The following is a 24209-nucleotide window of genomic DNA, read 5'->3' as shown; positions in this document are numbered from 1 at the left end:
AAAACCATGAAACATACCATTACCAAGAAAACCCTGAGCACCCTGGTGGCTCTTTCTTTAAGCGCCAGCTTCCTCACCGCCGGCTGCGGCCTGGCCAGCAACAAGACGGCTGCCAAAACGGAAAACAAGCCGGCCCTGACCCAGGAACAGCAGACCAAAAAGGCGGAAGCCAATATGAGCGCCGCCCGGAACACCCCCATTGTCCAGGCCGCCAAGAAGGTGGGCCCGGCTGTAGTGGGTATCACCAACAAGGCCCTGGTACGGGATTACTTCAACCGGACCCAGCTGGTGGAACAGGGCAGCGGTTCCGGGGTGATCTACAGCAAGGACGGGCTCATCGCCACCAACAACCATGTGGTGGCCGGGGCCCAGGAAATCGTGGTGAGCCTGCCTGACGGAAAGACCTATAACGGAAAAGTGCTGGGCACCGACCCCAATACGGATCTGGCGGTAGTGAAAATCGATGCAGATGAGGAACTGCCGGTGGCGGAATTCGGGGATTCTGATTCTCTGATGGTGGGGGAACCGGCCATTGCCATCGGGAACCCCCTGGGCATGGAATTCCGGGGCAGTGTCACCGCCGGGGTGATCAGCGCCCTGAACCGGTCCCTGGACATGGGTGAACGGCGGTTCCGGCTGATCCAGACCGATGCGGCCATCAACCCGGGGAATTCCGGCGGGGCCCTGGTGAACGCGGACGGTCAGGTGATCGGCATCAACAGCGCCAAGATCGCCGCTTCCGGGGTGGAAGGCATCGGTTTTGCCATTCCCATCAACGAAGCCAAGCCCATCCTGAAGGAACTGGCGGAAAAAGGACGGGTGGTCCGGCCTTATCTGGGGGTCAGCCTGCTGGATCAGACCCTGGCCAAACGGCTGGGCATCGATCTGGACCTGAGAGGAGGGCTGTTCGTCGTAAAGATGTTTCAAGACGGTCCTGCATACCGTGGAGGCATTCGTCCAAACGATATTATCGTTAAGTTCAACGGTACTAAAGTGGCTTCTGTAGCCGATCTCCGGGATGCCCTGGGCAAATGCCAGGTGGGACAGCAGGTGCCGGTGACCATTCTCCGGGGAGATGAAGAAGTGAACAAGACCGTCACTCTTACGGAAATGCCCCAGCAGAGCAGCCAGCAATGATCAGGATCACCCTGGCCTGCGCAGGCAAACTGAAGGAAAAGTACCTCCGGGAGGCGGAACAGGAATTCACCAAGCGGCTGGGCGCTTACTGCCAGCTGGAAACCCGGTGCATCAACGAAGAGAAGATGCCCGATGATCCGTCCCCGGCGGTGAAGGAACAGGTGCTGGCCCGGGAAACGGACCGGATCCTGAAGCTGATCCCGGAACACAGTTTCGTCATCCTGCTGGATCTTACGGGGAAGGAAATCTCTTCCCCCCAGCTGGCGGAAAAAATGGAACAGTGGATGGTGGAGGGGGTGAGCCATCTGACCTTTGTGATCGGAGGTCCGTTTGGCTACACCGACGCCCTGCGGAAACGGGCGGATTTCCGGTGGAGCTTCTCACCGCTGACCTTCACCCATCAGATGATCCGGATCCTGCTTTTGGAGCAGATCTACCGGGCCTTCAAGATCATGCGGAAAGAAAAATACCATCACTGAAAAAGACCGGACTGGAACCTGCAGGTTGTGCGGAATCCGAGAGGGACCAGCCCGGCTTTTTGGAAAACAGCGGATAGCGGGAGTGCTCCCGGTTATCCAGCAAGGGGAGTGGAAACATGGAAAAGGCAAAAGTGTATTTTACGGATTTCCGGTGTCCGGTGGGCACCAGTGCACTGGAGAAGCTCCAGCGGCTGTGCAGGGCAGCCCATATGGGAGACATTGACTTCCAGGGGAAATTCACCGCCATCAAGATGCATTTCGGGGAACTGGGGAACCTGGCCACCATCCGGCCCCAGTATGTAAAGGCGGTGGCGGACCTGGTGAAGGAATGGGGCGGCAAACCCTTCCTCACCGACTGCAACACCCTGTATCCCGGCAGCCGGAAAAATGCCCTGGACCATCTGGACTGTGCCGCCATCAACGGGTACAACACCATTACCACCGGCTGTCAGGTGATCATCGGGGATGGCCTCCGGGGCACGGATGAAGTGGAAGTGCCGGTTCCCGGCGGGGAATACATCCAAAAAGCCAAAATCGGCCGGGCCATTATGGATGCGGATGTATTCATCAGCCTGGCCCATTTCAAGGGCCATGAAGCCACCGGCTTCGGCGGTGCGGTAAAGAACGTGGGCATGGGCTGCGGCAGCCGGGCCGGGAAAATGGAACAGCATTCCTCCGGCAAGCCCAAGGTGGATGAAGAACTGTGCCGGGGCTGCGGCCGGTGTGCCAAAGAATGCGGCAGCGATGCCATTTCCTATATCAATCACAAGGCTCACATCGATGAGGAAAAATGTGCCGGATGCGGCCGCTGCATCGGGGCCTGCGGGTTCGACGCCATCCAGAGCGTCCAGTGGGATGCCAATGAGCTGCTGGACCGGAAAATGGCGGAATATGCCCTGGCCGTGGTCCATGGCCGTCCCTGCTTCTATATCAACATGGTGATGGATATTTCTCCCAACTGTGACTGCCACGGGGAAAACGACGCACCCATCCTGCCCAATATCGGCATGTTTGCGTCCTTTGACCCCATTGCCCTGGATCAGGCCTGTGCCGATGCCTGTCAGAAGGCCCAGCCCCTGCCCAACAGCCAGCTGGCGGACCACTTGGCCCAGAAGGACTGGGAATGCCACCACGACCACTTCCTGGACAGCAATCCCCGGGTGGACTGGGCCACCACCCTGGAACACGGAGAAAAGATCGGACTGGGGACCAGAGCATATGAACTGGTTGCGCTGAAATGATCAGAGAGGGTACTGCGGCCATAGGCGGTACCCTCTTTTTATCCATCTGGAACCCTCCGGACAAATAGAGTACAATAGGGGAAAAGGAGGTGGATCAGATGGCACTTTATGCCTTGGGAGATCTCCATCTGGCCTTTCAGCGGCCGGAGAAATCCATGGATGCCATGGGGCCCGTCTGGGTCCGCCACGAGGAAAAAATCTGGAAGAACTGCCAGGAACTGGTGCAGCCGGGGGATACCCTGGTGCTGGTAGGGGATCATTCCTGGGGACGGAAGCTGTACCAGTGCCGGGAGGACCTGGACTTCATTGCCAATCTGCCGGGACGGAAGATCCTGATCCGGGGGAACCATGACATGTTCTGGGAAGCTCAGAAAACCGACGCCCTGAACCAGGAGTATGCCGGAAAACTCTTCTTCCTCCAGAACAATTTCGCAGCCTACCGGGACTATGCCCTGGTGGGGACCAAGGGATTCACCTTTGAGGGACCCTTTCTGATCAACCGGTTTACCGGAGAAGTGCTCAGCTGGGACCAGGAGGCGGAAAAACACGCTCAAAAACTGGTCCGCCGGGAAGCCATCCGTCTGGAGGATTCCTTCCGGAAAGCCCAGGACGCGGGGTACCGGAAGTTCCTGGTGTTCCTCCACTATCCTCCCACCAATATCCTGGAAGAGGAGAGCATCTTTACCCGGATGGCGGAGAAATACGGAGCGGAACAGGTGATCTATGCCCACTGTCACGGAGAAGCCCAGTTCCAGGACAGTATCCTGGGGCTCCATAAAGGCATCCGGTACCGGCTGGTCTCCGGAGACTACCTGGATTTCCGGCCGGAAAAGATCCTGGACTGAAAGTTTTTCAGATTGAATATAAAAAATACGGGAAAATCAAAAGTTTTTAGTTTCCATGTTAAAAACTTTTGATTTTCCTACTTTTTTTTAGGAAAAAGTAAAAAAATCCCTTGCATTTTTTTGCCCTCCGTCGTATACTAAGAAAATACTCTTTGAGAGAGCAAAGAGAGTTACTCCGGGATGGTGTAATGGTAGCACAGGAGATTCTGGATCTTCTAGTCTGGGTTCGAGCCCTAGTCCCGGAGCCATTTTTTTATCCAGAAACCGGCCACTGCGAAAGCGGTGGTTTTTCTTTTGGCATTTTGGAAAAAATCCTTGCAATTTCTTTTGGGTATGCTATAATAATTGAGTAAGCTTTCTTCCGGGATGGTGTAATGGTAGCACAGGAGATTCTGGATCTTCTAGTCTGGGTTCGAGCCCTAGTCCCGGAGCCATTTTTTTATCCAGAAACCGGCCACTGCGAAAGCGGTGGTTTTTCTTTTGGCATTTTGGAAAAAATCCTTGCAATTTCTTTTGGGTATGCTATAATAATTGAGTAAGCTTTCTTCCGGGATGGTGTAATGGTAGCACAGGAGATTCTGGATCTTCTAGTCTGGGTTCGAGCCCTAGTCCCGGAGCCATTTTTTTATCTTGGCGCCATGGTCAAGCGGCTAAGACGTCGCCCTCTCAAGGCGAAATCACGAGTTCGATTCTCGTTGGCGCTACCAGGTCAATACGTGGGAATCCCCTATGGGCCATGCACTCGTGAGGATGGAACTGCATTATATAAAAGACAGACGCTCCCTTTGGGGAACGTCTTTTTTGTTTGTGAGAAAGGAGAAAGACATGAAAGGAAAAGCCTGGGCCAGGCTGCTGGGACTGCTGCTGGTTCCGGTGTGCCTCCTGTCCCTGTTCAGCGGCCAGGTGCCCGTGTCTCCCCTGGGGCTGTTCCAGGGAGGATGGAGCCCTTTGGAAGTAAATGTGCTGTGGAATCTCCGGCTGCCCCGGCTGCTGCTGGGCCTGGGTACGGGAGCGGCTCTGGGGGCTTCCGGCACGGTCCTCCAGGGCATCTTCGGGAATCCCCTGGCGGATCCGGGGATCCTGGGGGTCACCGGCGGGGCTTCCCTGGGGGCGGTGGTGATGCTGCTCACCGGGCTGCCCCAGAAAAGCTACTGGTTCCTGCCCCTGGGGGCCTTTGCCGGGGCGGCCCTGGCCTCCTTTCTGGTGGGGCTCCTGGGCAGCCGGAGCCATGACCGGGTGAAGCTGCTCCTGTCCGGGGTGGCGGTGAGCCTGCTCTGCGGGGCCCTGACCGCCGGCCTTCTCAGCTTTGCCCCGGACGCCGTTATGCGCCAGTACTTTTTCTGGACCCTGGGGAACCTGGGAGTGGGCACCTGGCTCCAGGTGAAGCTGCTGCTGCCGGTGCTGGCAGGGGTGCTGGCCGTCCTGTGCCTTTGGGGCCGGCAGCTGAATGTGCTGAGCCTGGGCGAGGAACAGGCCCTGTCCCTGGGAATGGATGCCCCCTTCTGGCGGAAACTGCTGCTGGGGTGGCTGGCCCTTCTGATGGGACTTGGGGTATGCGCCGGAGGGAACATCGGTTTTGTGGGGCTCCTGGTGCCTCACTGCCTCCGGCTGCTGGCCGGACCGGACCATCGGACCCTGCTGCCGCTCAGCGCCCTGGGCGGGGGTCTGTTCCTGGTGTTCTGCGACAGCCTGGGCCGGCTGCTCCTGCCGGGGGGAGAGATCCGGGTGGGGATCATTACAGCTCTGTTCGGGGCCCCCTACTTCCTCTGGCTGCTGTGCCGGAAAAAGTGACAGTTATGGTATAATGGAACCAAAGGAGTGTGATATCCATGCGGAAAGATTTTGGCGCAAAGCCCCTGACCTATCCTCAGCCGGTGTACATGATCGGGACCTATGATGAACAGGGTGTGCCGGATGTGATGAATGCGGCCTGGGGCGGCATCAGCAATGATACGGAGATTTCCTTCTGCCTGGCCCGGACCCACAAAACCGTGGCCAACCTGAAGAAAACAGGAGCCTTCACCGTGAGCATGGCCACGGAAGACCAGCTGGCGGCCTGCGATTACCTGGGACTGGTTTCCGGGAACAAGGTACCGGACAAAGTGGCCCGGGCCGGATTCCATGTGGAGAAATCCAGCCGGGTGAATGCCCCCATCATTGCGGAACTGCCCATGGTACTGGAATGCCGGGTAAAGAGCTATGATGAGGAAAACGAGCGGCTGGTAGGCGAGATCCTCAACGTAAGCGTTGACGAAAGCATCCTCACCGACGGGAAAATCGACCCGGCCAAACTCCGTCCCCTGGTGCTGGATCCGGTGAACCACACCTATCTGGTGGCGGAGCGCGCAGTGGGCAAGGCTTTCGCCCACACGGAAGCGCCGGGAGAAACAAAATAACATTTCAAAGCCAGCGGTGCTGGCTTCCTTGGGCCGTTGACTGTTGACGGCTGACCGCTGACCGGGGTCTGCTGCATTGGCAGCAGGCCTCCTATTTTTTCTCTTGATTATGCCGCATCATAGTGATATAGTATACACTATATCGAGGATATAACCGCCAATAGCGTAGAGTAAAGGAGCGATATTATGGATAAATCCAAAGCATACCTGTTGTGGTTCGAACAGCTGGAACGGAAAGATGTGGACATTGTAGGGGGCAAATCTTCGTCTCTGGGGGAAATGACCTCCAAGACTGATGTGCCGGTTCCCTACGGATTTGCCACAACCGCCTACGCCTACCGGTACTTCATCAAAGCAACCGGCCTGGAAGAAAAAATGCGCAGCCTGCTGGCCAGCCTCACCGATGTGGAGGACAATGAACAGCTGAGCACCGTGTGCGGTCAGCTCCGGGCCGCCATCATGGAACAGGAAATGCCCCAGGATCTCCAGGATGCCATCCGGGAAGCCTACGGGGAACTGGCGGCCAAGGTGGGGGAAGCCCAGCCCTATGTGGCCGTTCGCTCCAGTGCCACTGCAGAAGACTTGCCCGACGCCAGTTTCGCCGGCCAGCAGGATACCTATCTGAACGTCCAGGGAGCCGACAGCGTCATCGCCAAGGTGAAGGAATGTTACGCTTCCTGCTTTACGGACCGGGCGGTGTACTACCGGGAAAAACAGGGTTATGACCATCTGTCTCTGGCCCTTTCTGCCGTAATCCAGATGATGGTGTTCTCCAAGGCCGCCGGGGTCATGTTCACGGTGAACGTGGCCAACGGGGACGACAAAAACATCATGATCGAAGGAGCCTGGGGCCTGGGCGAATATGTGGTAGGGGGCATCGTCACCCCGGATACCTACATCGTATCCAAGGATGACATGAAGATCCTGTCCGCTACCGTCAACGAACAGGATGTGATGCTGGTCCGGAAGAAGGGCGGGGATACGGAAGAAGTGCCGGTGCCGGAAGCCGACCGGAAACGCCAGACCCTGACCAACCAGCAGATCCTGGAACTGGCCGGATACGCCAAGAAAATCGAAGCCCATTACGGCTGCTACATGGATATGGAATGGGGCATCGACGAACGGGACGGGAAGATCTGGATCCTCCAGGCCCGTCCGGAAACCGTATGGTCCCGGAGAAACAAGGAAAAGAAGGCGGCGGAAAAAATGGAAGAACAGGATACCAAGAGCGCCAAGGTACTGGTGAAAGGCCTGCCGGCCAGCCCGGGCATGGGCTACGGCAAAGTCCATGTAATCAAGGACCCCTCCGATATCGATGAATTCAAGGACGGGGAGATCCTGGTCACGGAAATGACCGCGCCGGACTGGGTGCCGGCCATGAAGAAGGCCCAGGCCATTGTCACCGACAGCGGCGGCATGACCTGTCATGCTTCCATCGTTTCCCGGGAACTGGGCATCCCCTGCATCGTGGGCACCAAGAGCCGGGGCACCGCAGCCACCAGCCTGCTCCACACCGGAGATGAGATTACCGTGGACGCCTCCAACGGGGTGGTGTTCGCCGGCAACCTCCAGGTGAAGAAAGCGGCAGCTGCCGCAGCACCCCAGACCCAGATCGTGGCCCAGGAAACCTTCCCGGTCACCGGCACCAAGATTTACATGAACCTGGGTGACCCGGCCCTGGCGGAAAAATACAGCAGCCTGCCCTGTGACGGCATCGGCCTCATGCGGGAAGAATTCATCTGGACCACCTACATCCATGAACATCCCCTGTATCTGATCCAGTCCGGCCATCCGGAAAAAGTGGTGGATGCCCTGGCTGACGGGTTCCGGAAAGTCTGCGCCGCCATGGCACCCCGGCCGGTGACTCTCCGGTTCAGTGATTTCAAATCCAGCGAATACCGGGATCTGAAAGGCGGGGAAGCCTTCGAACCCCACGAACCCAGCGCTCTTCTGGGCTGGAGAGGAGCCTCCCGGTACTATGATCCCAAATACACCGCCGCCTTCCGGCTGGAAATCGCCGCAGTCCGGAAAGTCCGGGAAGAATACGGGCTGAAGAACCTGAACGTGATGATCCCCTTCTGCCGCACCGTGGACGAAGCCCGGAAAGTGGTGGAAATCATGGCGGAAGAAGGACTCCACAGAGGGCCGGACTTCAAGGTATGGCTCATGGCGGAGATCCCGGCCAACATCATCCTGGCGGATCAGTTCAACCAGTTCGTGGACGGCTATTCCATCGGGTCCAACGACCTGACCATGCTGACCCTGGGCTGCGACCGGGACAACGATGTGATCTCCCACCTGTTCGATGAACGGAATCTGGCGGTGAAACGGGCCATCCGCCATCTCATCGATGTGGCCCACCGGGATGGGAAGACCGTGTCCCTGTGCGGCCAGGCTGCCAGCGTCTATCCGGAATTCGCCGCCTTCCTGGTCCAGAGCGGCATCGACAGTATGTCCGTAAACCCGGATGCGGTGAAATTCACCAAAAAGATGGTGGCCCAGGTGGAACAGCGGCTGATCCTGGACAAACTCACCGGACGGGGCCGGAACCTCCACGAGGAAGAACTGGCCTGGTAATAAAAAGAGGGGTGTGAATTCTTTCACACCCTCTTCTTGCACCCTGTTGCTTTTTCTTCTATAATGAGACTGAATCCAAGGGAAAGGAGATGAGTCCCATTCCTCTCAGTGCTAGACAGCGGAAAATTGCGGAAATCGTACGGCAGGAGGGCCCGGTGGCCGGGGAAACCATTGCCCGGGAACTGGGGCTCAGCCGGGCGGCCCTCCGGTCCGACTTGGCCATCCTGACCATGAGCGGCATCCTGGATGCCCGGCCCCGGGTGGGGTACTACTACACTGGCAAGAACACCCTGGGGCTCCTCCAGGAGGAACTGTCTTCCGTTACCGTGGAAGACATCAAATCCGTTCCCATTGTGGTGAGCAGCGAAAAAAGTGCCTATGATGCCGCCATCACCATGTTCCTGGAAGACGTGGGCACCGTATTCGTGGTAGAAGGGCCGGAAGGACTGCTCCACGGGGTGGTGTCCCGGAAGGACCTGCTGAAGGCGGCCCTCAACCCCGGGTCCGACCTGCACCAGCTGCCGGTGGCCATGGTGATGACACCGCTGAGCAAAATCGTCACGGCCAAGCCGGAGGAACCGGCGGCTTCGGCAGCCCGGCGGCTTATGGACCACGAAATCGACTGCCTGCCGGTGGTCCGGCCTCTGGATGAGGATCCCCGGCGGCTGAAAGTCCTGGGACGGGTGACCAAGACCAACTTTACCCGGCTCCTGGTGGAGCTGGCGGAAGGAAAGGGAGGGAATTATCATAGCTAAAGCACCGATCATCTATGCCATCTCTGACTCCATCGGAGAAACTTCGGAATCCGTGGTGAAAGCCACCACCAGCCAGTTTGTCCAGGAGAAATTCGATATCATCCGGGTGCCCTACGTAAAGAGCGTGGAGCAGATCGACAAGATCCTCACGGAAGCCAAGGAACAGAATGCCATTGTGTGCTACACCATCGTGTCCCCGGAAATGCGGAAGGCAGTGGCCCAGAAGGCCATTGAACTGGATGTGGAAGTGGTGGACATCCTGGGTCCTGTGCTGAAGGCCATCGAGAAGACCTCCGGGCTCCTGCCCAAGAACCAGCCCGGCCTGATCCATGCCCTGGACCATGAATACTTCAAACGGGTGGCGGCGGTGGAATTTGCCATCAAGTACGATGACGGGAAGAACCCCTGGGGACTGGCCAAGGCGGACCTGGTGATCATCGGGGTGTCCCGGACTTCCAAGACCCCTCTTTCCATGTACCTGGCCAACAAGCAGCTGAAGGTGGCCAACGTGCCTCTGGTGCCGGAGATCCCGCCTCCTGAGGAACTGTTCAAGGTGCCTTCCAGCCGGATCATCGGTCTTTTGATCGACCCCTACAAGCTCAACGAGATCCGCTGTGCCCGGCTCAAGGCCATGGGGCTCACTGACGGGGCCAACTATGCGGACATCCACCGGATCCAGGAGGAACTGGAATACGCCCGGGCCATTATGCAGCAGCTCCACTGCATGATCATCAACGTGTCCAACCGGGCCATTGAGGAAACCGCCAGCCTGATCCTGGAATATCTCCGGAAACGTTTTGACTACGAATCCTGAAAAGGGATTTTGTCAAGAGGAAATTTCTGTATTAGCAGGAATTTCCTCTTTTTTGTCGAATACATACAGTACTGCAGGAGTGAAGAAGGAAGGATCCCATGGATGAACTGAAAGAAAAAATGACCAATTTCAAAGAGCAGGTGCGGCAGGCCGCGGATATCCTGGCCATCGTTTCCGAAACGGTGAACCTGAAGCGCCGTGGCACCCAGTACTGGGGCTGCTGTCCCTTCCATGGGGAAAAGACTCCTTCCTTCAAGGTGGATCCGGCCCGGGGGCTGTTCCACTGCTTCGGCTGCGGGGCCGGGGGAGATGTGTTCTCCTATGTGATGAAGCGGGACAATCTGACCTTCCCGGAAGCCCTGAAGCAGCTGGCGGAGAAGTACGGGATCCCGGTGCCGGAACGGGCCAAATCCGCCCGGGAAATCGCCCGGGAAAAGGAAACGAAAGAAGTGCTGGCCGCCAACGACCTGGCTTCCCGGTTCTTCCACTCCTGTCTGGTGAACACCCGGTACGGGGAGCGGGGGATCCAGTACCTGGCCGGCCGGGGCATCGGGAAGGACATTATCGAGTCCTTCGGCCTGGGGCTGGCCCCGCCGGATTTCCAGACTCTTTCCACCGCCCTGGAAAAACGGGGGGTGACGGAAGCCGTGCTGCTGAAGGCGGGGCTGGTCAGTCCCAGGCAGCGGGGCACCGGAGTCTACGATAAATTCCGGGCCCGGGTAATGATTCCCATCCGGGATCCCCGGGGCCGGGTGGTAGGCTTTACCGGCCGGATCCTGGACAAGGACGCCTCCCCGGCCAAGTACATGAACACCCCGGAAACCCCCTGGTTCCACAAGGGAAATCTGCTGTTCGGCCTGGATCGGGCTTCCGGCCCCATCCGGAAACGGCAGCAGGCCCTGATCGTGGAAGGACACATGGACGCCATCAGCCTCCATGCCGCCGGCATCGACTGGGCGGTGGCCTCCATGGGTACGGCTTTTACGGACCATCAGGCGGCCCTGTTGAAGCGGCTCACCCCGGAAGTGGTCTTCTGTTTCGACAGCGACCGGGCCGGACGGGCGGCGGCCATGCGGGCCATTCCCCTGGCCCTCCAGGCCGGGCTCAAATGCCGGGTGATGCATGTGACCGACGGGAAGGATCCGGACGAATTCATCCGAAAGGAAGGCAGGGAAGCCTTCGAGGAACTGCTGAAGAATGCTAAACCGGGCATGGACTACCAGATGGATACGGTGCTGGGAGAATGTGATCTGGAGACCCTGGGAGGCAAAGTGGAAGCTGTGGCCAAAGTGCTGCCCCTGTTCCGGGACTGCCAGAGCGACGTGGAAGTGGGGGAACGGATACGGGATCTGTCCCGGCGGCTGGCCATTGACGAAGGGCTGATCCAGAGCGAATACCGGAAGCTGACCCAGGGTCAGTTCGGGGGCCGGAGCTACAATCCGGAATGGCTCACCCAGCGGCAGGTGAAGGTGACCAGCCCTACGGAACAGGCGGAACGGCTGGTGCTCCGGGCTTTCCTGGAAGGAATCCCGCCCCGTCCGGGCCAGGAGGGCATCGCCCATCTGGAATCCTTCACCACCCCGGCCCGGCAGGCCATTTTCACCACCTTCCTCCGGATGGTCCAGGAAGGGACCTACCGGGATCCCCGGGACCTGTTCCCCCATCTGGAAGAAGAGGGAGCGGCAGAACTGACGGGGATCCTGAGCCTCAATGTGGAAAAGGGCACCCTGCCCTCCATCCTGGAGGACTGCCTCCGGCGGCTGCAGATTGCAGCCCTGGACCGGGAATATGAAAAACACAGCCAACTGGCGGAAAAATATGAAAAAGAGGGAAATGAAAAATTTTTGCAGGAATTAGAAGAATGTCGGCGAATAAAATTGGAGATAGGAAAATTGACAAAACCGGTATGAAGCCGGGAAATGCAGATTTTTCTCATTTGAAAGAAAGGAGGGAACGCCCCAATGACTGAAAAAGAAAAGAAAGAATTGGAGCCGCAGCTGACTGCCACGGCAGCAGAGAAAGGACAGAGTGAGGCCCAGCCCACGGCAGTGGGGAAAGCCAAGGCTGCTCCCAGAAAGAAGAAGGCGGCAAAAACCACGGGAAAGGCGGGTTCAGGAACGAAAACCAGAAGCAAGGCAGGCAAGAAAGACAAACCCAAAACCGCGGCGGAATACCTGGCGGAATTCGAAGCGCTGGCCAAAAAGAATCACGGCGTTCTCACCTACAAGGAAATCCAGGACCGGCTGCAGAACGAAGACACCGTCTCTGTAGATGAGATGGATGCCATCTATTCCAAACTGGCTGAAAAGAACATTGAAGTGGTGGATGACGGAGCCGAAGATGAGGAACCGGAAACCATCGATGAAGACGAACTGAAAGTGGACGAATCGGAACTGGCCAACCTGTCCGTTCCGGAAGGGGTCATTGTGGATGACCCGGTCCGCATGTATCTGAAGGAAATCGGCCGGGTGCCTCTTTTGGCCGGGGATGATGAAATCAAACTGGCCAAACGGGCCGACAAAGGCAACCAGGCCAAAGTCATCCTGAAAGGGGACAAGCCGGACGGGGAATTCCCGCCGGTGAACAAACGGCTGTCCATCGGCAAGCTGCTGGACGAGGCCAATGAACTGCTCACCAGAGAAGGCATCTGGGTGGACAACCGGAGCGTTTCCCTGACCTACCGGAAGGCCCAGCTTCTGTCCAATACGAATCACATCCTGGATACGGAAGACTACCAGAACCTGGTGAAGGCTTTCACCATGGACGAAAAGAAGCGGCTGAACCGGCTGCTCCAGGAAAACAAATACAAGGTGGCCCATACGGTGAAGTCCGTCCACCCGGACGATCCGGCGGAAGAAGCCGAGGAAAGCACCCTGGGGACTCTCCAGGAACTGTTTGCCGTGATCGACGACAAAGCCCTCCACCAGAAAGTGGATGAGGAAACCAAGAGCAAGATCGAAGAAGCCAAAAAACGCTTCAGCCGTCTCCTCCACCGGATGGAATTCTGCGGGGACAACGCCAAGAAATGCCTGTCCGAAGCCAACCTCCGGCTGGTGGTCAGCATTGCCAAACGGTATGTGGGCCGTGGGATGCTGTTCCTGGATCTGATCCAGGAAGGGAACCTGGGGCTGATCAAGGCTGTGGAAAAGTTCGATTACAACAAGGGATTCAAGTTCAGTACCTACGCCACCTGGTGGATCCGGCAGGCCATTACCCGTGCCATTGCCGACCAGGCCCGGACCATCCGGATCCCGGTGCACATGGTGGAAACCATCAACAAGCTGGTCCGGGTATCCCGGCAGCTGCTGCAGGAACTGGGACGGGAACCGACCCCGGAAGAAATCGCCAAGGAAATGGACGTGCCTGTGGAACGGGTCCGGGAGATCCAGAAAATCGCCCAGGAACCGGTTTCCCTGGAAACCCCTATCGGGGAAGAAGAAGACTCTCACTTGGGAGACTTCATCGAAGACCAGGAGGCTCCGTCTCCGGCGGATGCCGCCTCCTACACCCTGCTCCAGGAACAGCTGGGCAAGGTGCTCCAGGAACACCTGAGCGCCCGGGAACGGAGAGTGCTGGAACTGCGGTTTGGCCTTATGGACGGCCGTACCCGTACCCTGGAAGAAGTGGGCCAGTATTTCGGGGTCACCCGGGAACGGATCCGGCAGATTGAAGCCAAGGCCCTGCGGAAACTCCGGAGCCCCAAACGGAGCAAACCCCTGAAGGAATTCCTGGAATAATTGACAGAATTTCCTTTTCTGGTTTATAATTTTAGCATTGGGCCTATAGCTCAGCGGTAGAGCCCCCGGCTCATAACCGGTTGGTCCAAGGTTCGAATCCTTGTGGGCCCACCAACTGAAAAATCCAGGCGGAACTTGACAAGTTCCGCCTGATTTGTTATAGTTCCTCTGTAATACGCAATGAGGGGGTTGGCATCCCTGAGCGTTCGCTTCACAAGAGAGGCCGCTTTCGGGCGGCAAACAGGGTGGAACCGCGGAACAACCTCCCGTCCCTGTAATGTAGAGTATCCTGTCTATATTACAGAGACGGGAGTTTTTGTATAGGAGGAGAGAAAATGGATTTTCAGACCATCATTTTGAACCTGCAGAAGTACTGGGCCAACCAGGGCTGCATCATGGCTCAGCCTTATGACGTGGAAAAGGGCGCCGGGACCATGAACCCGTCCACCTTCCTGCGGGTACTGGGGCCGGAACCCTGGAACGTGTGCTATGTGGAACCTTCCCGCCGTCCTGCTGACGGCCGGTACGGGGACAACCCCAACCGTCTGTATCAGCATCACCAGTTCCAGGTGATCATGCAGCCGTCCCCCAGCAACATCCAAGAACTGTACTTGGAAAGCCTGCGGGAACTGGGCATCCATCCGGAAGAACATGATATCCGGTTCGTGGAAGACAACTGGGAATCTCCCACCCTGGGGGCCTGGGGTATGGGCTGGGAAGTTTGGCTGGACGGGATGGAAATCACCCAGTTCACCTATTTCCAGCAGGTGGGTTCCATCGACATCAAACCGGTGGCTGTGGAAATCACGTATGGCCTGGAACGGCTGGCCATGTACATCCAGGGGGTGGAAAACGTCTACGACCTCCAGTGGGTGGGGGATGTGACCTACGGGGATGTGTTCCACACCAACGAAGTGGAACAGTCCCGGTACAGCTTTGACATCGCCGACATCGACCTGCTGTTCGACCTGTTCGACAAGTACGAAAAGGAAGCCAAACGGGTCATCCTCACCGGCAACATCCGTCCGGCTTATGACTATGTGCTGAAATGCTCCCACACCTTCAATCTGCTGGATGCCCGGGGCGCCATCAGCGTCAGCGAACGGACCAACTACATTTCCCGGGTGCGGGCACTGGCTCGGCTGTGTGCGGCGGCCTATGTGGAACAACGGGAAAAACTGGGATTCCCCATGCTGAAGAGAGGGTAATGGATATGGCAAATTTATTATATGAAATCGGAACGGAAGAAATGCCGGCCCAATACATGCCCGGCATCCTGAAGGAATACAAGGAACTGGCCGGGAAGAAACTGGCCGAAGCCCGGATCCCCTTCAGCACGGTGAAAGTGTACGGGACTCCCCGCCGGATGGCTTTCCTGGCGGAAGGGGTAGCGGAAAAACAGGAAGACTCCAATGTGGAAAGCAAGGGGCCGTCCCTGAAGATTGCCTTTGACAAGGAAGGGAACCCCACCCGTGCCGCCCAGGGATTTGCCCGGGGCCAGGGTGTGGATGTAAAGGAACTGGTCCAGAAGGACGGCTATGTGTATGCCGTGAAGCATCTGGAAGGCAAAAAGACCATCGACCTGCTGCCGGCCATCCTGGATGACATCCTCCATTCTCTGAACTTCCCCAAAACCATGCGGTGGGCTGACTATGATTTCGGGTTCGTCCGTCCTTTCCGCTGGATGGTGGCTCTCCTGGATGACCAGGTGATCCCGGTGGAAGCCAACGATGTAAAGAGCGGCAGAGAAGCCCGGGGCCACCGGTTCCTGAGCAACCATCTGATCACCATCCCGGACGCTGCTTCCTACGAAAAGACCATGGAAGACAACTTCGTCATGGTGGACGTGGACAAACGCCGGGAAACCATCCGGAAACAGATCGAAGACCTGGCTGTGGCCGAAGGAGGCAAAGCCGCCATTTCTCCGGACCTGCTGGAAGAAGTCACCTTCCTGGTGGAATATCCCACGGCACTGTGCGGCCATATCGATGACAAGTACCTGCGTCTGCCGGACTGCGCCATCATCACCCCCATGCGGGATCATCAGCGGTACTTCCCCATGTTCGACAAGGATGGGAAACTGATGCCAAAATTCATCACCGTCCGCAACGGGGGCAAGGAACATCTGGACATCGTGACCCACGGGAATGAACGGGTGCTCCGGGCCCGTCTGGACGATGCAGTGTTCTTCTTCGACAACGACCGGAAGAAATCCCTGGCCCAGCACCGGGAAGGACTCCACGAAGTGGCCTTCCAGCACGGCCTGGGGAATATGTATGACAAGACGGAACGGCTCCAGAAGCTGTGCGACGTATTGGTGAAAGCCACCGGCCTGGAAGCGGATGCCAAGGCCGTGGAACGGGCTGCCCTCCTGTCCAAGGCGGATCTGGTCACCGGCATGGTAACAGAATTCACCGAACTCCAGGGCACCATGGGCAAGGAATATGCTCTCCTGGACAAGGAAGGGGAGAAAGTGGCCCAGGCCATCGGGGAACAGTACATGCCCCGGTTTGCCGGCGATGAACTGCCCCAGAGCAACGAAGGCCGGATTCTGGCTGTGGCGGACAAACTGGACAACATTGTGGCCACCTTCAGCCGGGGCATGGCGCCCACCGGGTCCCAGGATCCCTACGCCCTGCGCCGTCAGGCTCTGGGCATCCTGAACATCGTGGCCGACGGCGGAGTCCACTTCCCGCTCCGGGCCGTACTGGCGGAAACCCTGAAGAACCTGCCGGTGGAAGTGGAAAACGAAGCCAAGCTGCTGGATGAAGTGGCCGACTTCTTCGCCCAGCGGGCCAAGAACATGCTGCTGGACAAAGGGGTCCGGTATGACGTGGTGGATGCCGTCCTGGCCGCTCCGGGACTGGACGACCTGGCAGACATCTTCGTCCGGGCCGATGCCCTGGCTGCTTATCTGGAAACGGATAAAGCCGCCGACAGCATCCAGGCCTTCACCCGGGTGGAAAACATCAGCAAGAACAATGTGGTGGAAGCCCCTGTGGATGCCGCCCTCTTCCAGGATGCCGCAGAAAAGGCCCTCTTCGAAGCTGTGGAAAAAGTGGCTGCTGCCACCGCTCCTCTGGCTGCCGACCGGAAGTACGCCGACCTGCTGGCTGCCAACGATGAACTGGCCGCACCCGTCAACGCCTTCTTCGACGCGGTGATGGTCATGGACAAGGACGAAAAAGTAAAGAACAACCGTCTGGCCCTGCTGAACCAGGTGAAGAAGCAGGTAAACCAGGTGGCAGATCTGAGCCAGCTGGTAATGAAATAAAGAACTGTCAGCTGTCCACGGTCAGCGGCCGTAGGAAAGGACCCGTTCCCCTGCCGGGAAACGGGTCCTTTTTTTGATTACCTATTAAATAAATCAGCCAAAATTATAATATAGTTGATTTACAATGTAAATCAAAAAGCTCACTGTGGACTGCTGACTAGAGACTGCAGACAGGTCCTGCTGTCCCTACCGGGGCCACCTATTTTCCACAAACTCCAAAAACCGCTTCAGGGCGGGGAACTGGTCCGGATCCCGGTTCCAGACGAAATTCACGTGGCCGGTGGCAATCTGGTTCACGGGGATGGCCACCAGGTTCTTTTCGTCCTGGGCAAATTCTTCAGAAAGAAAACCCAGGGCGGCCTGGTGGCGGATGTATTCCAGGATGGTGAATACCTGGGAGGTCTGGTGGAGAATCCGGGGGTGGACCTGGCAGGCGGCGAACAGCCGACGCAGGTACCGGGTCTGGCCGAACTGGTCGGTGAACAGGACCAGCGGTTCATCCTCCAGGTCCTGCAGGTCCACGGAAGTCCGCCGGGCCAGAGGATGGTCCCTGTGGACGAACAGCATGAGCCGGCTGTCCTTCAAGACCCGGCAGTGGTAGGGGGCTTCCGGCAGATGGTTGGTGACGCACAGGGCCAGATCGATTTCCTGCTGGTCCAGCAGGGAATACAGGGTGGGACCGGTGGCTTCGGTGGTGATGATCCGCAGCTGGGGCCAGGCTTCCTGGAGAGCCCGGTGGAGACCGGGGAAAATGGTGTTGCCGCACATGGGAACCAGGCCGATCCGCAGCAGGGCTTCTCCGGAGCCCAGGGACCGGGCGGTGGCCTCAAGCTGTTCATACTGGTCCTGGAATTTTCGGGCCTGTTCCAGGAATACCCGGCCGGCAGGGGTCAGGGCCAGGGAATTGTGATGCCGTTCCCACAGGGCGGCCCCGCACTGGACTTCCAGTTCCCGGATGGCTTTGCTGAGTCCGGGCTGGGTGAGGTGGAGCTCTTCGGCGGCCTTGGTGAAGTTCATGTACCGGCAGGCGGTGATGAAGTAGCGGATCTGTTCCGGGGTGATGGACATGATTGCCTCCTGATTCTTTGGGATTTGCCAAACTTTTCGTTGGTCAGACTGAATGACGGAAAGTTCACAAAATAATACTTTTGTATTATAGTAATAGCATGAAAAGGGCGGGTCCGTCCATGGCTTTTTGGATTCTGGAAGAAAGAAGGAACAGCAATGGAAAAGAAAATCTACAAAATCGCAGTGATCGGCGGCGACGGCATCGGGCCGGAAGTGCTGGCGGAAGGCATCAAGGTATTGAAACGGACAGCGGAACTGGACGGTTCCTTTGGCTTTGACTTCACCTGTTTCCCCTGGGGCTGCCAGTACTACCTGGAACACGGGGAAATGATGCCGGAAGACGGGATCGAACAATTGTCCCATTTTGACGCCATCTATTTGGGGGCTGTGGGTTATCCCGGGGTGCCGGACCATATTTCTCTCCGGGGACTTCTGATCAAGATCCGGAAGAGCTTCGATGAGTATGTGAACCTGCGGCCGGTGAAACTGCTGAAAGGGGCTCCCTGCCCTCTGGCGGGAGTGAAACGGGAAGACATCGACATGGTGTTCGTCCGGGAAAACAGCGAAGGGGAATATGCCGGGGCCGGTGCCTGGCTGTACAAGGACACGCCCCGGGAAGTGGTGATCCAGGACAGCGTGTTCTCCCGGTTCGGCACGGAACGGATCATCCGGTACGCCTATGACCTGGCCCGGAAGGAACACAGATCCCTCACCAGCATTTCCAAAGGGAATGCCCTGAACTATTCCATGGTGTTCTGGGACCAGATCTTTGCGGAAGTGGGGAAGGACTATCCCGATGTGGAAACCCATTCCTACCTGGTGGATGCGGCCAGCATGTTCATGGTGAAGGATCCCAAACGGTACGGGATCATTGTGTGCTCCAACCTGTTCGGGGACATCCTGACGGACCTGGGAGCCGCCATTTCCGGCGGCATGGGCCTGGCCGCCGGTGCCAACCTGAACCCGGAACGGAAATATCCTTCCATGTTCGAACCCATCCACGGCAGTGCTCCGGATATTGCCGGCCAGGGCAAGGCGAACCCTCTGGCCTCCATATGGTCCGCCAGCCAGATGCTGGACTTCTTCGGCCACAAGGACTGGGGCCGGAAGCTGATTGACATCATCGAGACCATGATGGTGGAAAAGAAAGTCCTGACTCCGGACATGGGCGGCACCGCCACCACCCAGGAAGTGGGAGATGAAGCTGTACGGCTGTTGGAAAAATAACAAAAGAGCTGCCGCGTCGCGGCAGCTCTTTTGTTATTTACATTGCTCGAAGGCCTGGGCCAGGTCGTCCCGCAGGTCTTCTTTGTCTTCCAGGCCTACGGAGAACCGGAGCAGGGTGTGGGTGATGCCCTTTTCTTCCGCTTCTTCCGGGGTCAGGTCCGCATGGGTCTGGGTAATGGGATAGGTGAGCAGGCTTTCGGTGCCTCCCAGGCTTTCCGCGAACTGAATCAGATGGATCTTTTCCAGGATGGTCTTGGCGGCTTCCGGGGATTTCACATAGAAGGAAATCATCCCTCCGAATCCGTTGGCCTGTTTCTTCTGGATTTCATAGCCCGGGTGGTCCGGCAGGCCGGGATACAGCACCTTTTCCACCAGGGGCTGTTCCCGCAGCCACTGGGCCAGGTACAGGGCATTTTCCTGGTGCTGTTTCATCCGCACCGGCAGGGTCTTCAGGCTCCGGAGCAGGAGCCAGGCATCGAAGACGCTGAGCACGGCCCCGGTGGTCTTGTAGATGGTACGGAGCCGGGCGGCCACCTCCGCTTCCCGGCTGACGGCAAACCCTGCCAGGGAGTCATTGTGGCCGGCCAGGTACTTGGTGCCGCTGTGGACCACAATATCCGCTCCCAGGGTCAGAGGCCGCTGGAAATAGGGGGACAGGAAGGTATTGTCCACAATCACCAGGATCCCGTGTTTGTGGGCCAGTTCGCTGATGGCTTCCAGGTCCGTGATTTCCATGGTGGGGTTGGTGGGAGTTTCCAGATAGATGGCTTTGGTGGCGGGGGTGATGGCCTCTTCCACGGCCTTCAGATCACTGGTGTGGACGGCGGTGAAGGTCAGGCCCAGGGGCTCATAGGTGGTCCGGAACAGCCGGAAGGACCCGCCGTACAGGTCGAAACCGGTGATCAGGTGGTCTCCCGGGGCAAAAAGCCGCATCACCGCATCAATGGCTGCCATGCCGGAGGAAAAGCACAGGGCATCGGTGCCCCCTTCCAGGGTGGACAGGACTTTTTCCAGTCTGGCGTGGGTGGGGTTGGATTCCCGGGTATAGGCCCAGCCGGTGGATTTCCCCAGGCCGGGATGGGCAAAAGTGGATGTGAGATACAGAGCCGGAGAGACGGCGCCGGTGGCATCGTTGGGGCCGCCTCCGTGGATACAGGCAGTGGTGAATTTCATGATTTTTTTCCTCCTTGCAGGGCACAGGGTGCCAATAATGCATACTATTTATATAGGAATACATTACCTGTTCCCGGAAATTTTGTCAAGGGGCCGGAACGGGCATGGAGACAGGGAAAGACGGGCAAAATGGTTTTCTAAATGATGGGACTGTGATATAATCTTTTAGTAAAACTGGTTCCGGCGGGCCCTGACTGCCCTGCTGGAATAGATTTTCGATAGGCGGTGAAAAAATGAGCGTTACAGTCAATGATGTAAAGCATATCGCAAATCTGTGCCGGTTAAATGTTCCGGACGATGAAATGGACAAGTTTGTTGAGCAGTTCAACCAGATTTTGAATTATGCTGAAATCTTAAAGAAAGTGGATACCAAGGGAATCGAACCTTCTCCCTATGTGCTTCCCATCAGCAATGTGCTGCGGGAAGACGTTCCTGTTGAGAGCCTGTCCCACGAGGACGCCATGAAGAATGCTCCGGAGGAATATGAAGGCGGCTTCAAAGTTCCCCGGGTTATCGAATAAGAGGAGGCAGAACAGTGGCTTTATACAGTGAAACTGCACATGAGCTCCATGACAAGCTGGTGAAGAAAGAAATCAGCTCCGTGGAACTGACCAAAGCGGTCTATGACCGGATCGACGAAGTGGAAGACCAGGTCAAGGCCTATATTACCTTGGACAAGGAAAATGCCCTGGCCCAGGCAGCCAAAGTGGACAAGATGATCGCCGACGGCGAGACCATCAAACCCCTGGCCGGGATCCCCGGCGCCATCAAGGACAACATCAGCGTAAAGGGTGTCCGGATGACCTGCGCCTCCAAGATCCTGGAAAACTTCGTGCCGGTATACGATGCCCACGTCATCGAAAACCTGCGGAAGGACGAAACCATTTTCCTGGGCAAGACCAACATGGATGAATTCGCCATGGGGTCCACCACGGAAACCTCCCATTTCCAGATCACTCACAACCCCTGGGATCTGTCCCGGGTGCCCGGCGGTTCTTCCGGCGGCAGCGCTGCCAGCATTGCAGCCGGGGAAGCCATTTGGTCCCTGGGCTCTGATACCGGCGGTTCCATCCGGCAGCCGGCTTTCTTCAACGGCTGCGTAGGGCTGAAACCCACCTACGGCCGGGTTTCCCGGTACGGCTGTGTGGCTTTCGCCTCCTCCCTGGACCAGGTGGGGCCCATTGCCCGTGACGTCACCGACGCCGCCCTGGTGCTGAACACCATCAGCGGCCTGGATGCCCATGATTCCACCTCCTATGATGCACCGGTCCCTGACTACACCAAGGCTCTGCGCCAGGATGTGAAGGACCTGACCATCGGCCTGCCCAAGGAATACTTCGGGGAAGGCACGGACCCCAAAGTGGCTGCCCAGATCAAGCTGGCTGCCAAGAAGTTCGAAGAACTGGGTGCCCATGTGATCGAAGTGTCCCTGCCTCATACGGAATATGCCGTAATCACCTATTACATCATCGCTCCGGCAGAAGCCTCCGCCAACCTGGGCCGTTTCGACGGTGTCCGGTACGGCTTCCGGGAAATGGCTGCGGAAAGCGCTCCGGAAATGATGCGCAAGACCCGTACGGAAGGCTTCGGCAAGGAAGTCCGCCGCCGGATCATGCTGGGGACCTACGTGCTCAGCTCCGGGTACTATGATGCCTATTACAACAAGGCCATGCAGGTCCGGACCCTGATCCGTCAGGACTTTGCCAACGCCTTCGAAAAATGCGATCTGCTGCTGACTCCCACCTCCCCGGTGGTGGCTTATCCTCTGGATGCCAAGATGGATCCTCTGACCGTCTACATGCTGGACGTAACCACCATTCCGGTGAACATGGCCGGCCTGCCCGGCATTTCCATCCCCTGCGGCTTTGTGGACAACATGCCGGTAGGGGCCCAGCTCATCGGCAAGGCTCTGGGCGAAGAGACCCTGCTGCGGGTAGCTTATACCTTTGAACAGGCTACGGATTTCCATAAAGCCGTGGCACCTCTGGGAGGTCGGAAATAATGACAGAATATACTACCGTAATCGGTCTGGAAGTCCATGCGGAACTGAAAACCAAGACCAAGGCTTTCTGCTCCTGCTCCACGGAATTCGGCGGTGCCCCCAACACCCATGTATGCCCGGTTTGTCTGGGCATGCCCGGGGCTCTGCCTGTGATCAACAAGCAGATGGTGGAATTTGCCCTGCGCTTTGCTCTGGCTGTGAACTGCGAGATCCAGCGCTACAGCAAATTCGACCGGAAAAACTACTACTATCCGGATCTGGCCAAAGCCTACCAGATTTCCCAGTTCTATCAGCCCATTGCCCTGAACGGGCACCTGGACGTGAACGTGGACGGGGAAACCAAACGGATCGGCATCACCCGGATCCATATGGAAGAAGACGCCGGGAAACTGGTCCATTCCGGTGCTTCCATCAGCACCTCTGATTTCTCTGCAGTGGACTACAACCGGGCCGGGGTGCCTCTGATCGAAATCGTGTCCGAACCGGACATGCGGTCTGCGGCGGAAGCCCGTGCCTACATGGAAAAACTCCGGGCCTACCTCCAGTACACCGGGGTCTGCGACGGCAAGATGCAGGAAGGCTCCATGCGCTGCGATGCCAACATTTCCATTATGCCCGTAGGGGCCAAGGAATTCGGCACCCGGGCGGAAATCAAGAACCTGAACTCCTTCAAGGCCCTGGAAAGAGCCATTGAATACGAAGTGGAACGGCAGAAGGAAATTCTGGAAGACGGGGGCCATGTGGTCCAGGAAACCCGTACCTGGGACGATGCCCAGGGGATGACCTTCTCCATGCGGTCCAAGGAAGAAGCCCACGATTACCGGTATTTCCCGGAACCGGACCTGGCTCCCATCATCATCGAAAAAGAATGGGTGGAAAAGGCCAAGAGCGAACTGCCGGAACTGCCGGATGCCCGGAAAGCCCGTCTCATGAACGAAAAAGGGCTGGATGACTATTCTGCAGAACTGATCGTGGCTGACAAGAAGATGGCTGAGTACTTCGATGCAGCCGCCAAGGAAACCGACGACGCCAAAGGCGTGGCCAACTGGATCCTGGGGGATGTGTCCGCGTACCTGAACAGCAACAACTGCGGCATCGGGGAATTCCCCGTGTCCCCGGCTCATCTGGGACAGATGGTGGCCCTGATCAAAAAGGGCGTGCTGTCCAGCAAACTGGCCAAGAAGGTCTTTGCAGAAATGCTGAAAAAGGACGAAGCTCCTGCCGATCTGGTGAAGAAGCTGGGCCTGGAACAGGTCAGCGACGAAGGAGCCATCCAGGCCATGGTGGATGAGGCCATTGCTGCCAATCCCCAGTCTGTAGCCGACTACAAGGCCGGCAAGGACAAGGCCATCGGCTTCCTGGTAGGCCAGGTCATGAAGAAATCCCGGGGCAAAGCCAACCCGGGCATGGTAAACAAACTGATCATCAAGACCATTAAGGGTGAATGACAGAGGCGCCGTTGCGGAAGCAACAGTACCGTCAAC

General features: G+C 57.6%; 19 protein-coding genes, 5 tRNA genes and 1 pseudogene. 23 read left to right on the top strand and 2 right to left on the bottom strand.

The genetic code is table 11. From position 1 onward, the window contains the following. The first annotated feature begins 6 nt into the window (after positions 1 to 6). From ACTQY5_RS05320 to glyS, 19 genes and pseudogenes are all read left to right on the top strand, one after another. The gene (locus ACTQY5_RS05320; protein WP_195839606.1) at positions 7 to 1137 is read left to right on the top strand and encodes a S1C family serine protease; all 1131 of its coding nucleotides are present in this window, start codon (positions 7 to 9) and stop codon (positions 1135 to 1137) included. Then, positions 1134 to 1616: a 23S rRNA (pseudouridine(1915)-N(3))-methyltransferase RlmH gene (rlmH, locus tag ACTQY5_RS05315; RefSeq protein WP_022487650.1), complete on the top strand. Its 483-nt coding sequence runs from the start codon at positions 1134 to 1136 to the stop codon at positions 1614 to 1616. Before ACTQY5_RS05320 ends, rlmH begins: the two co-directional genes overlap by 4 nt. Positions 1617 to 1732: 116 nt before the next feature. Beyond that, complete coding sequence (locus ACTQY5_RS05310; protein WP_022487649.1) at positions 1733 to 2857, top strand: DUF362 domain-containing protein; 1125 nt, start codon at positions 1733 to 1735, stop codon at positions 2855 to 2857. Between the two features lie 98 nt (positions 2858 to 2955). Continuing rightward, on the top strand, positions 2956 to 3702 hold the full coding sequence (locus ACTQY5_RS05305; protein WP_022487648.1) for a metallophosphoesterase: 747 nt from the start codon (positions 2956 to 2958) through the stop codon (positions 3700 to 3702). A gap of 174 nt (positions 3703 to 3876) precedes the next feature. After that, positions 3877 to 3950: transfer RNA gene (locus ACTQY5_RS05300), tRNA-Gln, on the top strand. A gap of 112 nt (positions 3951 to 4062) precedes the next feature. Beyond that, positions 4063 to 4136: transfer RNA gene (locus ACTQY5_RS05295), tRNA-Gln, on the top strand. Positions 4137 to 4248: 112 nt separating this feature from the next. After that, a tRNA-Gln gene (locus ACTQY5_RS05290) sits at positions 4249 to 4322 on the top strand. Between the two features lie 12 nt (positions 4323 to 4334). Further along, positions 4335 to 4409, top strand: a tRNA-Glu gene (locus tag ACTQY5_RS05285). A 118-nt stretch (positions 4410 to 4527) separates the two neighbouring features. Beyond that, positions 4528 to 5493, top strand: coding sequence for a FecCD family ABC transporter permease (locus ACTQY5_RS05280; RefSeq protein ID WP_441368901.1), 966 nt, complete (start codon positions 4528 to 4530; stop codon positions 5491 to 5493). Positions 5494 to 5531: 38 nt separating this feature from the next. Then, on the top strand, positions 5532 to 6098 hold the full coding sequence (locus ACTQY5_RS05275) for a flavin reductase family protein (protein WP_441368900.1): 567 nt from the start codon (positions 5532 to 5534) through the stop codon (positions 6096 to 6098). A 186-nt stretch (positions 6099 to 6284) separates the two neighbouring features. After that, complete coding sequence (gene ppsA, locus ACTQY5_RS05270; protein ID WP_022487644.1) at positions 6285 to 8675, top strand: phosphoenolpyruvate synthase; 2391 nt, start codon at positions 6285 to 6287, stop codon at positions 8673 to 8675. A gap of 89 nt (positions 8676 to 8764) precedes the next feature. Continuing rightward, positions 8765 to 9430: a helix-turn-helix transcriptional regulator gene (locus ACTQY5_RS05265; RefSeq protein ID WP_154487829.1), complete on the top strand. Its 666-nt coding sequence runs from the start codon at positions 8765 to 8767 to the stop codon at positions 9428 to 9430. After that, on the top strand, positions 9423 to 10244 hold the full coding sequence (locus ACTQY5_RS05260) for a pyruvate, water dikinase regulatory protein (RefSeq protein ID WP_347567405.1): 822 nt from the start codon (positions 9423 to 9425) through the stop codon (positions 10242 to 10244). The genes ACTQY5_RS05265 and ACTQY5_RS05260 overlap by 8 nt, the downstream gene beginning before the upstream one ends. A 98-nt stretch (positions 10245 to 10342) precedes the next feature. After that, the gene (dnaG, locus tag ACTQY5_RS05255; protein ID WP_022487641.1) at positions 10343 to 12154 is read left to right on the top strand and encodes a DNA primase; all 1812 of its coding nucleotides are present in this window, start codon (positions 10343 to 10345) and stop codon (positions 12152 to 12154) included. Between the two features lie 51 nt (positions 12155 to 12205). Further along, positions 12206 to 12730 (top strand): annotated as a pseudogene (locus ACTQY5_RS05250) (RNA polymerase sigma factor region1.1 domain-containing protein); the annotation flags it as partial. A gap of 54 nt (positions 12731 to 12784) precedes the next feature. Beyond that, positions 12785 to 13981: an RNA polymerase sigma factor RpoD gene (gene rpoD / locus ACTQY5_RS05245; protein WP_441368918.1), complete on the top strand. Its 1197-nt coding sequence runs from the start codon at positions 12785 to 12787 to the stop codon at positions 13979 to 13981. 39 nt (positions 13982 to 14020) lie between these two features. After that, positions 14021 to 14095: transfer RNA gene (locus ACTQY5_RS05240), tRNA-Ile, on the top strand. A 221-nt stretch (positions 14096 to 14316) separates the two neighbouring features. Continuing rightward, positions 14317 to 15189 (top strand): glycine--tRNA ligase subunit alpha, encoded by an 873-nt coding sequence (glyQ, locus tag ACTQY5_RS05235; protein WP_022487639.1) that lies wholly within the window; start codon positions 14317 to 14319, stop codon positions 15187 to 15189. A 5-nt stretch (positions 15190 to 15194) separates the two neighbouring features. Continuing rightward, positions 15195 to 17255: a glycine--tRNA ligase subunit beta gene (gene glyS / locus ACTQY5_RS05230; RefSeq protein ID WP_441368899.1), complete on the top strand. Its 2061-nt coding sequence runs from the start codon at positions 15195 to 15197 to the stop codon at positions 17253 to 17255. Positions 17256 to 17441: 186 nt separating this feature from the next. Here glyS and ACTQY5_RS05225 read toward each other — a convergent pair whose 3' ends face one another. Next, a complete protein-coding gene (locus ACTQY5_RS05225) occupies positions 17442 to 18323 on the bottom strand; it encodes a LysR family transcriptional regulator (protein ID WP_441368898.1) in 882 nt (293 codons plus the stop codon). Positions 18324 to 18479: 156 nt separating this feature from the next. Here ACTQY5_RS05225 and ACTQY5_RS05220 point away from each other — a divergent pair, with 156 nt between their 5' ends. Next, positions 18480 to 19550: a tartrate dehydrogenase gene (locus tag ACTQY5_RS05220; protein ID WP_022487636.1), complete on the top strand. Its 1071-nt coding sequence runs from the start codon at positions 18480 to 18482 to the stop codon at positions 19548 to 19550. Between the two features lie 33 nt (positions 19551 to 19583). On the opposite strand, the gene ACTQY5_RS05215 is transcribed toward ACTQY5_RS05220, so the two are convergent. Next, positions 19584 to 20723, bottom strand: a complete 1140-nt coding sequence (locus ACTQY5_RS05215) for a trans-sulfuration enzyme family protein (RefSeq protein ID WP_022487635.1) — start codon at positions 20721 to 20723, stop codon at positions 19584 to 19586. Positions 20724 to 20956: 233 nt separating this feature from the next. On the opposite strand from ACTQY5_RS05215, the gene gatC reads away from it, so the two are divergent. Genes gatC through gatB form a run of 3 tightly spaced genes read left to right on the top strand, consistent with a single transcriptional unit; the run spans position 20957 to position 24173 of the window. Continuing rightward, positions 20957 to 21244, top strand: a complete 288-nt coding sequence (gene gatC / locus ACTQY5_RS05210; protein ID WP_022487634.1) for an Asp-tRNA(Asn)/Glu-tRNA(Gln) amidotransferase subunit GatC — start codon at positions 20957 to 20959, stop codon at positions 21242 to 21244. A 14-nt stretch (positions 21245 to 21258) separates the two neighbouring features. Then, positions 21259 to 22725, top strand: a complete 1467-nt coding sequence (gene gatA, locus ACTQY5_RS05205) for an Asp-tRNA(Asn)/Glu-tRNA(Gln) amidotransferase subunit GatA (RefSeq protein ID WP_441368897.1) — start codon at positions 21259 to 21261, stop codon at positions 22723 to 22725. Next, positions 22725 to 24173, top strand: a complete 1449-nt coding sequence (gene gatB, locus ACTQY5_RS05200; protein ID WP_022487632.1) for an Asp-tRNA(Asn)/Glu-tRNA(Gln) amidotransferase subunit GatB — start codon at positions 22725 to 22727, stop codon at positions 24171 to 24173. The genes gatA and gatB overlap by 1 nt, the downstream gene beginning before the upstream one ends. Positions 24174 to 24209 lie beyond the last annotated feature (36 nt).

Origin of the sequence: Acidaminococcus sp. HCP3S3_H5 (genome assembly GCF_052122235.1) — a bacterium.
In the GTDB taxonomy this organism is placed as follows: domain Bacteria; phylum Bacillota; class Negativicutes; order Acidaminococcales; family Acidaminococcaceae; genus Acidaminococcus.
The sequence above is the reverse complement of the archived record's forward strand: the minus strand, read 5'-3'. Positions and strand labels throughout refer to the sequence as shown.

Excerpts from the sequence above, each read along its gene's own strand:
- ACTQY5_RS05310 (WP_022487649.1), top strand. The coding sequence starts at position 1,733 with ATGGAAAAGGCAAAAGTGTATTTTACGGATTTCCGGTGTCCGGTGGGC.
- ACTQY5_RS05280 (WP_441368901.1), top strand. The coding sequence starts at position 4,528 with ATGAAAGGAAAAGCCTGGGCCAGGCTGCTGGGACTGCTGCTGGTTCCG.
- glyQ (WP_022487639.1), top strand. The coding sequence starts at position 14,317 with ATGGATTTTCAGACCATCATTTTGAACCTGCAGAAGTACTGGGCCAAC.
- ACTQY5_RS05215 (WP_022487635.1), bottom strand. The coding sequence starts at position 20,723 with ATGAAATTCACCACTGCCTGTATCCACGGAGGCGGCCCCAACGATGCC.
- ACTQY5_RS05220 (WP_022487636.1), top strand. The coding sequence starts at position 18,480 with ATGGAAAAGAAAATCTACAAAATCGCAGTGATCGGCGGCGACGGCATC.
- ACTQY5_RS05275 (WP_441368900.1), top strand. The coding sequence starts at position 5,532 with ATGCGGAAAGATTTTGGCGCAAAGCCCCTGACCTATCCTCAGCCGGTG.
- ACTQY5_RS05265 (WP_154487829.1), top strand. The coding sequence starts at position 8,765 with ATGAGTCCCATTCCTCTCAGTGCTAGACAGCGGAAAATTGCGGAAATC.
- dnaG (WP_022487641.1), top strand. The coding sequence starts at position 10,343 with ATGGATGAACTGAAAGAAAAAATGACCAATTTCAAAGAGCAGGTGCGG.
- rlmH (WP_022487650.1), top strand. The coding sequence starts at position 1,134 with ATGATCAGGATCACCCTGGCCTGCGCAGGCAAACTGAAGGAAAAGTAC.
- glyS (WP_441368899.1), top strand. The coding sequence starts at position 15,195 with ATGGCAAATTTATTATATGAAATCGGAACGGAAGAAATGCCGGCCCAA.
- ACTQY5_RS05225 (WP_441368898.1), bottom strand. The coding sequence starts at position 18,323 with ATGTCCATCACCCCGGAACAGATCCGCTACTTCATCACCGCCTGCCGG.
- ppsA (WP_022487644.1), top strand. The coding sequence starts at position 6,285 with ATGGATAAATCCAAAGCATACCTGTTGTGGTTCGAACAGCTGGAACGG.
- gatB (WP_022487632.1), top strand. The coding sequence starts at position 22,725 with ATGACAGAATATACTACCGTAATCGGTCTGGAAGTCCATGCGGAACTG.
- gatC (WP_022487634.1), top strand. The coding sequence starts at position 20,957 with ATGAGCGTTACAGTCAATGATGTAAAGCATATCGCAAATCTGTGCCGG.
- ACTQY5_RS05305 (WP_022487648.1), top strand. The coding sequence starts at position 2,956 with ATGGCACTTTATGCCTTGGGAGATCTCCATCTGGCCTTTCAGCGGCCG.
- ACTQY5_RS05320 (WP_195839606.1), top strand. The coding sequence starts at position 7 with ATGAAACATACCATTACCAAGAAAACCCTGAGCACCCTGGTGGCTCTT.